Origin of the sequence: Lactococcus sp. LG1074 (assembly GCF_017309525.1) — a bacterium.
Lineage (GTDB): Bacteria > Bacillota > Bacilli > Lactobacillales > Streptococcaceae > Lactococcus > Lactococcus petauri.
Genome location: NZ_CP071293.1, coordinates 572575 through 588882, shown reverse-complemented (window position 1 = coordinate 588882; position 16308 = coordinate 572575). Strand labels below are relative to the sequence as shown.

Sequence of the window (16308 nt, the reverse complement as noted above, 5' to 3'; positions counted from 1 at the left end):
TTTTATTTATTAGCTCAATGTATTTTTAATGAATCCTTTTGCCTGTACGAGTTTTTCCTGCGCCTCATCTTTTGCACTATTGGTTAAAATCATGACAATCGCCAGCTTAACATCTTCTCCCGCTTGGATAAAGGTTTTTTCTGCTGTTTCATAATCACAATCTGTTGCCTCCATAATGATACGTTTGCTGCGCTCCACTAATTTCTCATTTGTTGGACGCACATCAACCATTAAGTTGTTGTATACTTTTCCAATACCAATCATCGCTATTGTCGAAATCATATTCAAAATTAATTTTTGTGCTGTACCTGATTTGAGGCGGGTTGATCCTGTCAAAAATTCAGCGCCACAGTCTACTTCAATAGGAAATTCAGCATGTTGGCTAATTTCGGCATTCATATTACATGCTAGAGAACCTGTATGTGCACCAATACTCTTCGCATAATCAAGCGCACCAATCACATAAGGGGTACGTCCACTTGCAGCAATTCCAATCACCATGTCATTTTTGGTTAGCTGAAGGTCAATCAAGTCTTGTTTTCCAAGCTCAAGGTCATCCTCTGCGCCTTCCACAGCAAGAGTCATTGCTTTTTCTCCACCTGCAATAAGTCCCACAACCATGCTTGCTTCAACACCAAAAGTAGGCACACACTCTGCAGCATCAAGCACACCTAGACGTCCACTTGTCCCTGCACCAAGATAAATAAGTCGCCCCCCATGATTGAAACTTTCAATCGTTTTTTCAATAACTGGTTCAATCATCGGAAGTGCTTTTTCTACAGCTTCTGCAACTTTTTTATCCTCCTTATTCATCTTTTCTAGAGCAGTTGAGACCGACATTTCGTCCAATCCAAAAGTTTCTTCATTACGTCGTTCTGTTGTCAAATTTTCTAAATTCATTTTCTTTCCTTTTCTTTTAATTCAAACTTTTGCTTCGAGTAAATTACATCGATTAAATCTCTGTCTTTTTCGATAACATACGCTACAACGTTAATATTAGGGTGAGCTGGTAGTGATTTTTTACACACTTGTGTTTCACCCATGTAGCGTCCATAAAGTTCATTATCCAGTGTTACCGCCCCTTTGTTGCGCTTTTCTGTATGTTCTTTTTGAATTTGTTCAACCTTCTTAAAGCGGGCATTTGCACTTCTTATCAAGTCAGGAGATTGATCATTTCTATTGTCATGTTCTCCTAAAACTGACGTAAAATAAGCTGAATCATGGTTTTCTACATGTAAAACTATTTTATCCCACTGCATATAATTTTCAAACTGATCAATCGTTGTTGCTGCTAAATCTCCATCGCCAATATAAACTTCATCCGTCTCATACTTTAATAAATCAAGAGCCGCAGCCAGCGGATGTCTATCCCGATGCTTTTCGAGTGTCGGAAGTCCAAGTCTTAAAGGTAAACGTTTCTGAGCATCGCCAGCAACAAAACCAACTCGCTTAAGACCATATTTTTGCAACCATTGATTCTGCTTGAGCAAATATTCCGTATCCAGCCCAGTTTCAGGGCGAGGATAATAGTTGTGCCAAGCTTCTAAATTAGAGAAGTTAGCTCCTAATCTTCTTAGTTCCTCTATCTCATCTTCTACCAACGTGCTGGCATTTAAACTAATCTTCATTTTATGGCTGGCTTTGGCAATCTGTTTATTGTCAATATGATAATCCATCCGTAAACCTGCGACACCATGGTGAGTAAGTTCTTCTAAATGATCAAATGAGTAACCTGCACGTTCTAGAGCTTCACCTGAAATATCTACCATCAGCTCCAATTGGTTTGCTTTAGCACAAGCTCCTAATTTTTCTAAGCGCATTTTATACGCTTGAGCATCATCTTCAGGAATATGCATTGAAGTAAATATCCCCTTGAATCCTGCTTGTTTCATACTTTTTATATAATGAATATCTTTTGCAGTAAGATCTTCATTCATAAAAATTGAAAAGCCAAACATAAACACCTCTCTATCTCTGAAACTTTATTTCTTTTGTTAACGCATTCATTTTAACATATCCAAAACTTCATTTCAACAATTTACTTAAATTTTTCCACATTATTTTTAAATAAAAAAGATAAATCCTGTAAAACCGTTGTTTAACTGAATTTATCTTGAATCGTTTTTTAAATAATGGAATGAAATTTCATGTAAAAAATAATAAAAAAATCCCCGATAAGGGGGATTTTAATTTTCTCATATTATTTAGCCAATTCGTAAATTGCTTCAGCATAGATAACTGCTGATTTGAAGAGAGCATCCAATGGTTTGTATTCATTTGCTTGGTGCATTGTATCTTCTTCACCTTCAAACATTGCGCCATAAGCAACACCACGTTTAAGGAGGCGACCAAATGTACCACCACCGATTACTGTTTCGTAACCTTTAAGGCCAGTGTGTTTTTCATAAACACTGATCAATGTAGAAACGAGTTCATCTTCCATTGGTACGTAGTGAGGTTCCATCACGTGATCGTTCATAGTCACTTCTTTTACGCCTTCAAGAGCTTCAAGAACTGCTTTGATTTTGTGTTGGTCAGTACCTTGTGGGAAACGGAAGTTCAATGCAATTGTACCTTCACCGTTTTCGTCAAAGTTCCAAACACCAGCGTTCATTGAAGTTGCACCCATAAGGTCATCATTGTAGGCTGTACCTAATTTTTCACCTTCATGGTCATCAATCAATGTTTCAGCAGCAAGTTTGATGTATGCAGCTGCACCTGCTTCAAAGTCAAATTGGTTAAGGAATTTAGCAAGGTAAGTTGCACCGTTAATCCCTTTAAATGGCATTGCACCGTGTGCAGATTTACCATAGACCGTTACTGTTGCTTTACCGTCAGATTCTTCAAGGTCAAAGCGTAAGTTTTTGTCTGCATTTTCAGCAACAAATGCTTCCAATTTTGCTTGGAGGTCTGTCGCACCTGAGATTACTGCAGTTGCAGATTCAGGGACCATATTTTCAGCCAAACCAGCTTTGAAAGAGTGGAGTACTACAGCACCAGCATTTTTTCCGTCAAAGTGAAGGTACTCTGTAACGTTACCTTTTTCACCATTGATGATTGGGAACTCAGCATCTGGAGAGAATCCGAAATCTGGCAATGGCAATTCACAGTGTTCAAAGTAGTAATCCATATCTTTCCAACCTGTTTCTTCGTTTGTACCAACGATGAAGCGGATTTTTTTAGATAATGGCACACCAAGGTCTTTCAAGATTTTCAAACCATAGTAACAAGCCATAGTTGGGCCTTTATCGTCTGAAGCTCCACGTGCGTAAAGGTTTCCATTACGGATTTCAGGTTCAAATGGGTTTGAATCCCAACCAGAACCGGCAGGTACAACATCCAAGTGACCGAAGATGCCTAAAACTTCATCACCTTCTCCGTATTCAAAGTGACCAACATAGTTATCATAGTTTTTAGTTTGGTAGCCATCACGTTCAGCCAATTCCAAAAATTTGTCAAGGGCTTTACGAGGTCCAGGGCCAAATGGGTTTTCTTTGTCCGCATTGTCCATGTCCATTGCTGAATCGATACGAAGAAGTTCAAACAAATCTTCGAGCATTGCGTCTTTGCGCTTTTCTACTTCTGCAGTAAAATCAATAGTTGTCATGATTGCCTCCATTATTTTGACTTCTTGATAATATATTCACAAAAAGTCGGTTTTCTAAACTCCTATAATTATACCAAAAAAGTAAAACGTTTGCATTTATAAAGTGAAAACTAGTCTTTAAAAAACTTAAACATTTTGACTTGTGGTGTAGGCAGAGCGACTTTTGAAAGGTCCGTCAATTTTACCCAAAGTTGATTTTCATCCAGTTTTTCTTCTTGAACAATAAAATTTTCCTCAGGGATACATTCAATAATTTGAACAAACCACTTCAAGTGAGAAAAAACATGTGTGATTTCTCCAACTTTTGTCATGCGTGAGATGCTATCTGGCACATTTGTTGGCGGCGCTAACCTATCATTATTGAATTCTTCTTTAGATATCTCCTGCATAGGGAAAGTCCACATATTAGCAAGTAAACCTGTGCTAGGACGTCTTTGTAGATAGTATTCGCCTTGCGAATTTTTTAATGCATAAGCATTGTAGTAAATATGCTGCTGCTTAATCTTTTTACTTTTGACAGGATACTTCAGTTGCGTACCTTTAGGTCTGGCTTGGCAATACGCAGCTAAGGGGCAAATCTCACACTTGGCAATTTTGGGCGTACAAACCATGGAACCTATGTCCATGAGTGCTTGGTTAAAATCTCCGGGATTTTCTTCCGAGATTAGCTCTCTCAGCTTTTCATCAAATATTTTCCGCGAAGCAGCCTTAGAAATATCTGATTCAATCTCAAATAATCGACTGGTCACGCGCATCAAATTTCCATCAATGGCCGGTTCAGGTAAGCCAAAAGAAATCGAAGCAATAGCCGCTGCTGTGTAAGGACCAATCCCCTGCAAACTTTGAATGTCTTTTAGCTGTTTAGGAAATTGCCCATCAAATTCTGTCATGACTTGCTGAGCTGCAATTTTTAAATTACGAGCGCGCGAGTAATAACCCAACCCTTCCCAAAGTTTCAGCAGCTCATCATCATCTGCGGCTGCCAAATCCTCAATCTGAGGATACTTCTCCATGAAGCGCAGATAATAGGGCATTACTGTTTCAACCTGTGTTTGTTGAGACATGATTTCAGAAATCCAAACAGAATAAGCCTCTGTATTTTTACGCCACGGCAAAGGCTTTTTGTGAATATTGTACCATCCTAATAAATCCTGCTGGAACTTTTCTATTTCGGTTTTATTCATAAGCTCTATTATTAAATTTATATAAAACAAAGTCAAATAGTAAGCTCTTAAAGAGGACTTTATCTGGGGAACAAAAAAACCTGTCCTAAACAGGCTTGCTAATTAAATATTATTCAATGCTTTTTGGGGCACATCTTTTCTTTGAACTTCTTCCCATTTAGTCACACCATTCTTATTATTATAAGTAACTTTCAAATAAGCATCATGCTTGAGATTATGAATTGAAGTAAATTCTAGATCCTTTTCTTTGCCAGAATCTGCATAACCTTTTTGTTTATAGTTAAATCCCTGCCAAGTTCCACCATCAGTAGTTTTGCTCGAAATTTTATCCCCTTCTGTGTGTATCTGAACATAATATTCTTGACCGCCATATTCGTAATTATACCAAGTATAGCCGCCACCAATAATCAACAATGCTCCAGCAATAAGAGTCACCAATATTTTTTTCATTTATTTATACCTCAATTTTTATTTTCAAAACTATTTTACTCCTAATTTAAAGCAAATTTCTTACACTTTTGTAATAAAAAAATCCCTCGTTGAGAGAATTTTTTCTGAAAGAATTAATAATTTTCTTTTCCCAAAACTTCCTTTACCCTTTCAGCGACCTCATAAGGTACACCTGCTTCAGCGACTTGAGCAACATCAGCCTCAGAAATGGCTTTAAGTGACTTGAAGGTCGTCATTAATTTTTGCTTACGTTTTGGTCCAAGACCTGTAATACCATCCAGTTTTGAAGAAAAGGTATTTTTCCCACGTACTTGCCGATGGAAAGTAATCGCAAATCGGTGAACTTCATCTTGAATGCGTTGAAGGAGAAAGAATTCTTGCGATTGTCGACTCAATGGCACAACTTCCAAAGGATCACCAAAAAGTAACTCACTGGTTTGGTGTTTATCATTTTTAGCCATACCTGCAACAGGAATATCTAACCCTATCTCTTGCAGAATGGCCTTGGCTGCATTGACTTGACCTGCACCACCATCCATTGCAATCAAGTCAGGTAAAGCAGTCCCTTCACGCATGGCTCGACTATAACGTCTTGTAATCACTTCACGCATTGATGCGTAATCATCGGCACCTTCGACAGTTTTGATCTTATATTTCCGATAATCTTTCTTTGAGGGCTTGCCATTAATAAAGACAACCATTGCCGAGACAGGTGAGGTCCCCATTATGTTAGAGTTATCGAACGATTCGATTCTAACTGGTGTAGGAATGTTGAGAATTTTACCGAGATTTTCGATAGCACCTTGAGTTTTAATCAGGTCTTTTTCAAGGAGGTCAAATTTTAATTGTAATTGTGTGCGTGCATTCTTAGTCGCCATTGCTACAAGTTGCTTCTTCTCTCCACGACTTGGTTTGAGAACTTTTATTTGAGTTACCGCTTCAACAGCCTCTACATCAATTCCTGAGGGTACTAAAATTTCTTTAGGTACCATGTGTTCAGCTTCTTGATAAAACTGTCCGATATAAGTTAAGAAATCATCTTCTGCATCATTGTAATAAGGGAACATATTGACATCACGTTGAATCATTTTACCTTGTCGTACAAAGAAAACCTGCACACACATCCAACCTTTATCTACATAGTAACCAAAAACATCACGATCTTTTAAATCGTGGTTCATGACACGTTGTTTTGTTCTCAAAGTACCGATAGAATTAATCACATCACGGTATTCTGCAGCTTGCTCGAATTCCATTTTTTCCGAAGCTGCAAACATTCTTGCTTTAAGTTCATTGATGATTTTTTTATCATCACCCGTTAAAAAATGCTTCACTTCCTGAGCCATATCTTTATAAACTTGAGGGTCTACATGATTAACGACTGGACAAAGACACTGATGGATATGATAGTAGAAACAAACTTTCTTTTCATGCAAACCACATTTTCTAAAAGGAAAGATGCGGTCTAAGAGGCGCTTAACTTCATTGGCTGCTTTAACATCGGGATAAGGTCCAAAATACATTGCCCCATCTTTTTTGACACGACGTGTAATCATCAAACGTGGATATTTTTCATTTGTAATCATGAGAAAAGGATAATATTTATCATCCTTAAGCATGATATTATATTTGGGCTTGTAACGTTGAATTAAGTTAATTTCAAGAACCAAAGACTCAATGTTTGATTCAACAACAATCCATTCTAAATCTTCTATCTCACTGACTAAAAGCTCAGTTTTTGTATTGTGGGAGCCATGAAAATAGGAGCGTACGCGGTTTTTCAGATTTTTCGCCTTCCCTACATAGATAACTGTCCCATTTTTATCTTTATGTAAGTAGCATCCTGGACTATCCGGTAAGAGCTCCAGCTTTGCTTTAATCGTGTTATTCATGGTCTTATTATAGCATATTCTGGAGGGGCTAATCATGAATTGGAACTATCTGTCGTGAAGGGAATTGTTTCTTTTTATGATTGCGGCATTGTGCAATGTTTTATAAACCTTCCTACTTAAACAAAAAAGACAAGTTTTACCTTGTCTTTTTTATTAACTTATTTTCTCTCGATGACTGCTTTAATTTGAGATTAACGACTAAAACAATACTGACAATGACCAGTAAAAACCATGAAGACATTTTCCCAAATCCTACGAGATGCCAGGTTTCTGCTTGATTAGGATACCGGTAAGCATTAAAAAATGAAGCAATATTTTCAGCTATGTAGATAAAGAAGCCAATCAAAGCAAAAGAGAAGAGTGCCTTCATTTTATATCTTTTTCTTCCATTAATACAAAAAGTGAACTGAGTGCGCCAAAAGATTAAGACAATAGCCAGAATAATAAAATACCGTAAATCATGGAAGAAATAATTGGTAAAAAAGTTCAGATACAAAACTGTGGATAAGCCAAAACTAAGCCCTAATGGCGGCCAATATTCCACATTTAGCTGCAACTTTTTCCACGATTGAACAACATAACTCCCGACACTGGCATACATAAACCCCGAGTAAAAAGGGACATTCCAAATTTTTAAGTAAGCCGGCTCAGGGTAGGTCCAACTATGGCTGATATTGACTTTAAAAATCTCTAAAATTAACCCTAAGATATGAAACAAGCAAATAATTTTTAACTCTTCAAGTGTTTCAAATTTTAATTTAACCATCAAAACTTGAAACACAAGTAAAATCACAAAGATTAAATCATAACGTGGGATATTGGGAAAAGTCAATCCACGTGTTATTGCTAAGGTAGCAAAAACGGCAAGTGGAAAGAGACAACAAGCGGCTTGGATTTTTGCAAAGTTGAAAAGCAAGATCACACCGTTTTTTAAACCATTCATGTCCTTATTTTAGCATATTTTCATCTGATAAAAGCAAGCGCAAAAAAACTCCCATCTTGGGAGTTTCGTCTTATTTTAAGAGTCTTAAAACATTCAATATAGCGATGAGTGTTACTCCAACATCTGCGATAACTGCTTCCCACATCGTGGCAATACCAAAGACCGCAAGGATCAGGAAAACGGCTTTTACACCAAGAGCTAAAACGATATTTTGGACCACAAGTCGTTTAGTTTTCTTGGCGATTTTAACAGACTTCGCGATACTTGATGGTTTATCTGTCATTAAAACCACGTCAGCTGTTTCAATCGCAGCATCAGAGCCTAATCCCCCCATCGCAAAACCGATATCAGCACGCGCAATAACTGGTGCATCGTTAATTCCATCACCAACAAAAGCGGTAAGACCATCACCTTTTGCAATTACTTGCTCTAACAAAGCAACTTTATCCTCCGGTAAAAGATTGGCATGATAATCCGTGATGTTCAGTTTCCCAGCAACCTGAGCGGCAACTTTTTCACTATCGCCTGTCAGCATCGTTTGGGAAATGTGAAGCTGGTTCAAAGCCGCAATTGCTTCTTCAGCATCTTCTTTAAGGACATCCGCTACAAGGATAACGCCTTGATATATACCATTTTTAGCAACATAAATCAAAGAACCTAAGGCGTTGCTTTCGGTAAAGTTAACGTTGTACATTTTCATCAGTTTTGCATTTCCGACAAGAATCTCATCACTCTCATAGATTGTACGTGTACCATGACCTGAAATTTCTTCCGACTCTGTTACATTTACTGTATCTAAGTTTTGGTTTTCTTTAAGCGCAAGTCCCAAGGGATGGGTGGAGTTAAGTTCACCGATAGCTCCCAGATAGAGTAAATCTTCTCGTGCAACATCTTCTGCTGGAAAAACTTGAGTAACTTTAAAGTTCCCTTGTGTCAACGTACCTGTTTTATCAAAGAGCACATGTTTTATCTTGGTCATAGCTTCAAGGTGATTACCCCCTTTAACTAAAATACCGTTTTTGGATGCGGTGCCAATCCCAGCAAAGAATCCAAGGGGAATGGAAACTACCATCGCACAAGGACACGAAATAATTAAAAACGTAAAGGCGCGTGTTAACCAGTCTGACCAATCTTGCTGGAAGAAAAGTGGGGGTACTAGAGCGATTATCGCTGCTGCAAATACCACAACTGGAGTATAGTAACGTGCAAATTTTGAAATGAATTGTTCAGTCGGTGCTTTATTTTCTTGAGCATTCTCAACGAGATTTAAAATTTTAGATACTGATGATTCCCCAAACGTTTTTTCAACTTTGATCTCCAGCAGACTATTAATATTCAAAAAACCTGAAAGAACTTCTTCTCCCTTGCTCACCTCACGTGGCAGTGATTCACCAGTCAAAGCTGCTGTATTAACGCTTGATTTTCCCGATAATACAAGACCATCAAGTGGTACTTTTTCTCCAGGCTTCACTTGTATAACTTCACCGATATTGACTTCTTCTGGAGACATATCAATAAGTTTTCCTTGTCGCTTAACAGTCGCAACTTCTGGTCGAAGGTCCATCAAAGCGGTGATTGACTTTTTACTGTTCCCAATCGCACGATCTTGGAAATATTCTCCGACTTGATAAAAAAGCATAACAGCAACTGCTTCAGCATATTCTCCTAAAGCAAATGCCCCGACAGTCGCAATACTCATGAGGAAGAATTCGTTAAAAATATCTCCTTTAAGCAATTGTTTGATTGCTTTGAGCAAAACACTGTGCCCAATCAACAAATAGGTTAAAATGAAAAGTGGGGTTTTAAACTGTGGTGTAAAGTCTAAAAAGCTTAAGGCGGCCAATAATAAAGCGGTGATGATAATAATCAACAGCTCATATTTACCCTCTTCTTCACCTTCATCTAAACTCGTATTTAGATGTATTGTTGTGTTGCAACAGGCAGGGTCTGAATCGTCAGAACTCCCTGTGACTTCTGAGCTACTTGAGCCCTCACTCTCTTCAGCAGTAGTAAGAGCTGCTTTGGCTTTGTGATTGAGGCAATTACATGTACCTTTTACACAGCGTGCATCATGTGTTGCCTTGTTTTGAGTAGATTTAAACATATGAAACTCCTTTTATTTTATATATGTATCACAATGGATATCTTCTGTTGGGGACCAGTGCATTGACTCAACTGTAGCATCAATGACTTCTAGTAAATGGTTAAGCTCAGGGGTTGTCAAGGAATAATAAATATATTTTCCTTCTTTGCGACTTGTGATTAACCCACAATCACGCAAACATGATAAATGTTGCGAGAGATTAGATTGTCCTGATTTAGTTTTATTAAGTAGTTCTGTGACTGTCATTTCCTTTTCACGTAATGCTTCAAGGACATTAAGCCTTGTCGTATTAGATAAGGCATGAATCACTTTTTGACGTTTTTCGGTTAAATTCATTATTCATCTCTTTATATTAGTTTGTACTAATATGTTATCAAACTTACTCATATTAGTCAATACTGAATTGTTTAAATCTATTCAAATCTAAATTTTTTGTACAAAAAAATCCTAAACGAAAGTGTTAGGATCTTATTATTTTTACAAACCAAGACGTTCAAAGATGACATCTACACGTGACAAATGATAATTATAATCAAAAGCTGCATCAATATCTTCATCTGTCAGTTTTTCACGGATTTTTTCATTGCTTTCTACCAGTGGGCGGAACATGATTTGTTCATCCCAAGCTTTTGCTGTCAATGGTTGAACCAAATCGTAAGCTTCTTCACGTGTCATTCCTTTTTCAATAAGCATAAGCATAACATGTTGACTATAGATCAATCCAAAAGTTGCATCCATATTACGCTTCATATTTTCTGGGAATACAGTCAGATTTTTAACAATATTACCAAAACGGTTTAACATATAGTTGATTAATTCAGTTGTATCTGGGGTAATGATACGCTCTGCCGAGCTGTGTGAAATGTCACGTTCATGCCACAAAACAACATCTTCCATGGCTGTCACAACATGTCCACGAATAACACGCGCCAAGCCAGTCATATTTTCAGAACCAATTGGATTACGTTTGTGTGGCATTGCTGAGCTACCTTTTTGACCTTTAGCGAAGAACTCTTCTACTTCACGTTGTTCTGATTTTTGAAGACCACGAATCTCTGTCGCCATACGCTCAATCGAAGTCGCAATCAGTGCCAGTGTACTAAAGTATTCTGCATGTAAATCACGGGGTAATACTTGTGTCGAAATCTCTTGTGGACGAATTCCAAGTTTGCCACATACATATTCTTCAACAAAAGGCGGGATATTGGCAAATGTACCTACAGCACCAGAAATTTTACCCGCTTCAACCCCTTTAGCTGCATGTTCGAAACGCTCGATATTACGCTTCATTTCAGAATACCAAGTTGCTAATTTAAGGCCAAAAGTTGTTGGTTCTGCATGGACACCGTGCGTACGTCCCATACATACAGTGTACTTGTGCTCACGCGCTTTATCAGCAATAATTTCCAAAAAGTTAGCCAAATCACGGCGGATAATATCATTAGCCTGCTTGTAGAGATAGCCATAAGCTGTATCTACAACATCGGTTGAAGTAAGTCCATAGTGTACCCACTTACTTTCCTCGCCAAGTGTTTCAGAAACAGCACGCGTAAAGGCAACCACATCGTGGCGCGTTTCTTTTTCAATCTCCAAGATACGATCAACATCAAAACTTGCTTTTTCACGAATTTTTTTTACATCTTCTGCTGGAATTTCTCCGAGTTCAGCCCAAGCTTCATCCGCAAGAATTTCGACTTCAAGCCACGCCTTATACTTGTTTTCATCCGACCAGATTGCCGCCATTTCTGGGCGACTGTAACGATTGATAACCATAGTTCCTCCAAATTTCTAACTTACTATAAATTATACCATTTTGGAGAAATTTTTTCGGGAATTTCTCTAATATTCTCAATTTATTGACGGAATATGTGGAAAAGACGAATGTTAAGCTTCTAAGGCATCAAGAACATCCAGCATCTGAGGTAATGTCAATTGCCCGGGAGCACTTCCTTCTTCCTTATCGAGTGCCACAAAAGTCCATACAGATCCGGTCAAACCTCCGGCAACGCGGGAAATTTTACCCAGTTCTCCCATTGCAATACCGATAAATTTTGGTCCATATTCCATCGTAAAATCACGTGTAATCTGTAGCAAATCCAAAACATCACACTCGCGTTGTGCCATAATCGCCACTTTTACAAAGCCTGTTTCTTCTCTTTGCATTTTCATCATTCGAGCAGTTAAATCTGTAGGTGACTCGAAAAAGTTATGATAAGACAAGACAATTTTTTCTTTAAATTCAAGTAGCTGTGGTAAGGCTTTTCGATAGGAAAAATATTCGATATCAATATAATCTGGGCCCAATTTGGCTACTTTTTTTAAAAGAGTGACATAATCTTTTTTAGAAATGGAGATATTGCCGCCTTCATTGGCTGTGCGTACAGTAAAAAGAAGGGAAAAATCTTTAAATTTCTCAAAGATAAAAGGCGCAGCCTGAAGAATGCTTTCTATATCTCCCAAAAAATCCGCCCGCCATTCAATAATGTCAGCCTTTCTGTACTTTTCTACGTTTAATTCCTGTACTTCCGCCACTGTTGTCGGAAGAACGGGTACTACAATTTTCGTTTTCCTCATATTTTAAGTTTAGCATACATTTGCATGCGTACCAAACATAATCCTGAACGTCACTGAAGATATTTTTTCAATTGAAATAAATAAAAAATCCCTGAAAAACAGGAATCTATATCTCAATTGCGGGAGCAGGATTTGAACCTACGACCTTCGGGTTATGAGCCCGACGAGCTACCTAGCTGCTCCATCCCGCGCTAATAAAAATGGAAGAAATTTGAACTATCCCAAAGTCACGCTATAACTGAGTGGACGAGATCTTCCATTATGGATGTATCCAAATGGTACACCTATTGTAACACACTTTTAGCTAAAGTCCTAATCTTGCACTTTAAAATAAAAAAAGCACTCCCAAGAGTGCCTTATCATTATGCTTTAGTAATGTTTGATGCTTGAGGGCCACGTTGACCTTGTTCAATATCAAATGTAACTTTTTCGCCTTCTTCAAGTTTACGGAAGCCATCGCTTTGAATTTGAGTGAAGTGTGCAAACACATCAGTACCATCTTCAGCAGTGATGAAACCAAAACCTTTAGAGTCGTTAAACCATTTTACAGTTCCTTTTGTCATAGTATATATTTTCCTTTCGTCATATTTGTAAATCATTATGTGAAAGAAAACATTAAAAATATATAACTTAGACTAAATTTACCTCTTAATAGTATCATGCTTTGTCCAGAAAGTCAAATCGCTTCTCCTCTTCATGGTTAAAACAAAGCTATAGCTTACTCTTAGAGACCATAAAAAAAGATACATCACTGTATCTTTTGTTTTTTATTTTGTCGAACCACGATTAATGATTTGATGAGCGAGGATCAATTGGTTTTCCTCAACTTCTTCCTTGTGCATAAGTTTTGTCAACAAACGCATTGAAACTGCACCCAAGTCATAAAGCGGTTGATTGACAGAAGTCAAACCTGGGTAAGTGTATGCTGTAATCGGGCTGTTTGAACCTGCGATAATTTCGAAATCCTCAGGAACTTTGATACCTTTTGAGAGCAAAGCATTGAGTAAGCCAACTGCTACAGTATCATAAGACACGATGGCAGCATTAATTTTCTTGGCAAGCATTTGTTCTGCTAAAGCTTGTCCATTTTCAAAAGTGTAATTACCTTCAAAGACAAGTGACTCGTCAAAATCAATGCCAGCTTCATTCAAAGCTTCTTGATAACCAACCATACGTTCTGTATTTTCAACTTCTTCTAAAGAACCTGACACAAAAGCAATACGTTTATTGTTTTTTGCCAGTTCAGCAGTTGTTTGGTGTGCTGCAAGATGATAATCGATATTTACAGATGACATTTGTTTGTCAACATCAATCATTCCAGCAAGAACAATCGGTGTACGGGTTGATTTAAGCTGTTTACGAACTTTTTCTGTCATGAAGCTGCCCATATAAACAATACCATCAACTTGCTTAGAAAAGAGACTTTCAATAACTTTAAGTTCTTTTTCTTCATCACCATCACTATTTGCGAGAATGACATTATACTTGTACATTGAAGCAATATCATCAATGCCTCGAGCGATTTCAGCAAAATATGGCGACGTGATTGTTGGGAGAACAACCCCAACTGTCGTTGTACGTTTGCTTGCCAATCCACGTGCAACCGCATTTGGACGGTAGTCCAATTCTTCAATTGCATCAAGGACTTTTTGACGTGTTTTCTCTTTGACGTTGGCGTTACCATTGACTACACGACTTACGGTAGCCATTGACACGCCCGCAACTCGAGCAACGTCATAAATTGTTGTTGTTGATTCTTCCATTCTTTTTAAACCTCAATTATAATAATCTTTGTCTGTTTTTTATATCTTTTAATATTTATGAAAAGTTTTTCCAAATTTAATTATATCACTTTTTGAAAACCGTTTCAATAATTTTTGGTAGTATATTGTAGATATTGTCGCACATGATTTTTTTCAGAATTTAGCGTACAATAGAGATAATAATTATAGAAAGGTGGATACTATGAGCAAACTCGAACGTATCTCTAATTTTCTGAACGAAAATGAAGTCGACATGACTTTCATCACCAATCCTACGACCTTGAATTATTTAACAGGTCTTGCCATTGACCCGCATGAACGTATTGCTGGTTTGATGGTTTTCCCGGATAAAGCGCCATCTCTCTTCACTCCAGCTTTGGAGGTAGAAAAAGCCAAAGAAAACACTACTGGCTTTGATATTTTTGGCTATGAAGATTCACAAAATCCGTGGGCTGTTGTAAAAGAACATTTGGGATCAAAAAATATCCAAAAAATTGCAGTCGAATTTTCTGACATCCCTTTGTCAAAAACTGAAGGGCTCAAATCTCAATTTTCTGGTGTTGAATTTGTCAACTTGACACCATTGGTAGAACGTATGCGTTTGATCAAATCTGCCGATGAAATCGAAAAAATGAAAATTTCTGGGGATTACGCAGATAAATGTTTCGAAATTGGTTTTGAATATGCAAATTCAGATCGTACAGAAACAGATGTTGTTGCAAAAATCGAATACGAAATGAAGCGTATGGGCGTACCTCAAATGAGTTTTGAAACAATCGTACTCTCAGGCGCTCGTGCAGCTAATCCTCACGGTATGCCAGAAGATGTCAAAATTCAAGACAATAAACTCTTGCTCTTTGACCTCGGTGTGATGAAAAATGGCTACGCTTCTGATGCTACACGTACTATCTCAATCGGTAAACCTTCTGATTTTGATGCCGATATCCACAAAATCGTACTTGAAGCACAAATGGCTGCTATGGACTTCGTAAAACCTGGTGTATCTGCACTTGAAATTGATAAAGTAGCCCGCGATGTGATTACTAAAGCTGGTTATGGCGAATACTTTGTCCACCGCCTTGGACACGGTATCGGTATGGATGTCCATGAATTCCCATCTATTGGTGGTTCTGAGGACATCATCATCGAAGAAGGCATGTGCTTCTCTGATGAACCAGGAATTTATATCCCAGGTAAAGTTGGCGTACGTATCGAGGACTGTCTCTATGTTACTGAAACAGGATGTGAGCCTTTAACTAAAACAAATAAAGAATTGATGATTTTCTAAAATCATCAGAAATGAAAAAGCACTGAATCAGTGCTTTTTTTATTAACCAAAGTCTCGTTTTCTTAAAGCAAGTACTTTCGTTTCAATTTGCTGGATGATATCCTTAAAGACTGCATCACTTTGACCTGTTGGATCTTCTAAGCCCCAGTCTTCCCTATATTGACAAGGAAGATAAGGACAGCCAACGTTACATCCCATCGTAATCACAATATCCACAGGTGGAATATCCTGTAAGAGCTTTGAACTTTGTGTTTTTTCCATGTCTATGTCATAGATTTCTTTCATCAAACGGACAGCATCTTGATTAATTTGTGGCTTTATCTCAGTACCCGCAGAGTAAAACTCAAACTTATCCCCAGCTAATTTTTTCCCCAAAGCTTCTGCAATTTGTGAACGGCAAGAATTATGCACACAGATAAATGCGATTTTGACCATAGTAACTCTCCTCAACTATTTTTACATATTATACACTATTTTCCCCCGGTACTCGCTCAAACTGTACG

15 protein-coding genes and 1 tRNA gene are annotated in these 16308 nt (G+C 37.8%); 1 reads left to right on the top strand and 15 read right to left on the bottom strand.

Annotated elements, in window-relative coordinates:
- Positions 1–9: 9 nt before the first annotated feature.
- From murQ to ccpA, 14 genes are all read right to left on the bottom strand, one after another.
- Complete coding sequence (murQ, locus tag J0J36_RS02840) at positions 10–900, bottom strand: N-acetylmuramic acid 6-phosphate etherase (protein ID WP_019291990.1); 891 nt, start codon at positions 898–900, stop codon at positions 10–12.
- Positions 897–1958 carry a MupG family TIM beta-alpha barrel fold protein gene (locus J0J36_RS02835; RefSeq protein ID WP_019335657.1) on the bottom strand — a complete coding sequence of 354 codons (1062 nt, stop codon included), beginning with the start codon at positions 1956–1958 and terminating at the stop codon, positions 897–899. The genes murQ and J0J36_RS02835 overlap by 4 nt, the downstream gene beginning before the upstream one ends.
- A gap of 242 nt (positions 1959–2200) precedes the next feature.
- Complete coding sequence (gene pepV / locus J0J36_RS02830) at positions 2201–3607, bottom strand: dipeptidase PepV (RefSeq protein ID WP_017368994.1); 1407 nt, start codon at positions 3605–3607, stop codon at positions 2201–2203.
- Between the two features lie 110 nt (positions 3608–3717).
- Entirely contained in the window at positions 3718–4791 is a 1074-nt protein-coding gene (gene mutY / locus J0J36_RS02825) for an A/G-specific adenine glycosylase (RefSeq protein WP_019293760.1), read from the bottom strand.
- Positions 4792–4893: 102 nt separating this feature from the next.
- Positions 4894–5241, bottom strand: coding sequence for a YxeA family protein (locus J0J36_RS02820; RefSeq protein WP_153924614.1), 348 nt, complete (start codon positions 5239–5241; stop codon positions 4894–4896).
- Between the two features lie 113 nt (positions 5242–5354).
- Positions 5355–7133 (bottom strand): excinuclease ABC subunit UvrC, encoded by a 1779-nt coding sequence (gene uvrC, locus J0J36_RS02815; RefSeq protein ID WP_153924612.1) that lies wholly within the window; start codon positions 7131–7133, stop codon positions 5355–5357.
- 136 nt (positions 7134–7269) lie between these two features.
- Positions 7270–8076, bottom strand: coding sequence for a DUF817 domain-containing protein (locus J0J36_RS02810; RefSeq protein ID WP_019291985.1), 807 nt, complete (start codon positions 8074–8076; stop codon positions 7270–7272).
- A 70-nt stretch (positions 8077–8146) separates the two neighbouring features.
- Positions 8147–10180: a heavy metal translocating P-type ATPase gene (locus J0J36_RS02805; protein ID WP_040086508.1), complete on the bottom strand. Its 2034-nt coding sequence runs from the start codon at positions 10178–10180 to the stop codon at positions 8147–8149.
- Positions 10181–10192: 12 nt separating this feature from the next.
- A complete protein-coding gene (locus J0J36_RS02800; RefSeq protein ID WP_019291983.1) occupies positions 10193–10516 on the bottom strand; it encodes a metalloregulator ArsR/SmtB family transcription factor in 324 nt (107 codons plus the stop codon).
- A 141-nt stretch (positions 10517–10657) separates the two neighbouring features.
- Positions 10658–11953, bottom strand: a complete 1296-nt coding sequence (gene purB / locus J0J36_RS02795) for an adenylosuccinate lyase (RefSeq protein ID WP_019291982.1) — start codon at positions 11951–11953, stop codon at positions 10658–10660.
- Between the two features lie 111 nt (positions 11954–12064).
- A complete protein-coding gene (gene aroD, locus J0J36_RS02790) occupies positions 12065–12754 on the bottom strand; it encodes a type I 3-dehydroquinate dehydratase (protein WP_019291981.1) in 690 nt (229 codons plus the stop codon).
- Positions 12755–12871: 117 nt separating this feature from the next.
- Positions 12872–12945, bottom strand: a tRNA-Met gene (locus J0J36_RS02785).
- Positions 12946–13116: 171 nt separating this feature from the next.
- A complete protein-coding gene (locus J0J36_RS02780) occupies positions 13117–13317 on the bottom strand; it encodes a cold-shock protein (protein ID WP_003135419.1) in 201 nt (66 codons plus the stop codon).
- Positions 13318–13521: 204 nt separating this feature from the next.
- The gene (ccpA, locus tag J0J36_RS02775) at positions 13522–14517 is read right to left on the bottom strand and encodes a catabolite control protein A (protein WP_019293765.1); all 996 of its coding nucleotides are present in this window, start codon (positions 14515–14517) and stop codon (positions 13522–13524) included.
- Between the two features lie 202 nt (positions 14518–14719).
- Between ccpA and J0J36_RS02770 the strand changes: the two genes are divergently transcribed.
- Entirely contained in the window at positions 14720–15805 is a 1086-nt protein-coding gene (locus J0J36_RS02770; RefSeq protein WP_017368973.1) for a Xaa-Pro peptidase family protein, read from the top strand.
- 42 nt (positions 15806–15847) lie between these two features.
- On the opposite strand, the gene J0J36_RS02765 is transcribed toward J0J36_RS02770, so the two are convergent.
- Complete coding sequence (locus J0J36_RS02765; RefSeq protein WP_019335659.1) at positions 15848–16240, bottom strand: arsenate reductase ArsC; 393 nt, start codon at positions 16238–16240, stop codon at positions 15848–15850.
- Positions 16241–16308: the final 68 nt, after the last annotated feature.

Bases quoted from the DNA above. Each gene is read 5' to 3' on its own strand.
- J0J36_RS02835 (WP_019335657.1), bottom strand. From the start codon at position 1,958: ATGTTTGGCTTTTCAATTTTTATGAATGAAGATCTTACTGCAAAAGAT.
- purB (WP_019291982.1), bottom strand. From the start codon at position 11,953: ATGGTTATCAATCGTTACAGTCGCCCAGAAATGGCGGCAATCTGGTCG.
- mutY (WP_019293760.1), bottom strand. From the start codon at position 4,791: ATGAATAAAACCGAAATAGAAAAGTTCCAGCAGGATTTATTAGGATGG.
- J0J36_RS02805 (WP_040086508.1), bottom strand. From the start codon at position 10,180: ATGTTTAAATCTACTCAAAACAAGGCAACACATGATGCACGCTGTGTA.
- J0J36_RS02765 (WP_019335659.1), bottom strand. From the start codon at position 16,240: ATGGTCAAAATCGCATTTATCTGTGTGCATAATTCTTGCCGTTCACAA.
- J0J36_RS02810 (WP_019291985.1), bottom strand. From the start codon at position 8,076: ATGAATGGTTTAAAAAACGGTGTGATCTTGCTTTTCAACTTTGCAAAA.
- murQ (WP_019291990.1), bottom strand. From the start codon at position 900: ATGAATTTAGAAAATTTGACAACAGAACGACGTAATGAAGAAACTTTT.
- uvrC (WP_153924612.1), bottom strand. From the start codon at position 7,133: ATGAATAACACGATTAAAGCAAAGCTGGAGCTCTTACCGGATAGTCCA.
- J0J36_RS02800 (WP_019291983.1), bottom strand. From the start codon at position 10,516: ATGAATTTAACCGAAAAACGTCAAAAAGTGATTCATGCCTTATCTAAT.
- J0J36_RS02770 (WP_017368973.1), top strand. From the start codon at position 14,720: ATGAGCAAACTCGAACGTATCTCTAATTTTCTGAACGAAAATGAAGTC.
- J0J36_RS02820 (WP_153924614.1), bottom strand. From the start codon at position 5,241: ATGAAAAAAATATTGGTGACTCTTATTGCTGGAGCATTGTTGATTATT.
- J0J36_RS02780 (WP_003135419.1), bottom strand. From the start codon at position 13,317: ATGACAAAAGGAACTGTAAAATGGTTTAACGACTCTAAAGGTTTTGGT.
- ccpA (WP_019293765.1), bottom strand. From the start codon at position 14,517: ATGGAAGAATCAACAACAACAATTTATGACGTTGCTCGAGTTGCGGGC.
- pepV (WP_017368994.1), bottom strand. From the start codon at position 3,607: ATGACAACTATTGATTTTACTGCAGAAGTAGAAAAGCGCAAAGACGCA.
- aroD (WP_019291981.1), bottom strand. From the start codon at position 12,754: ATGAGGAAAACGAAAATTGTAGTACCCGTTCTTCCGACAACAGTGGCG.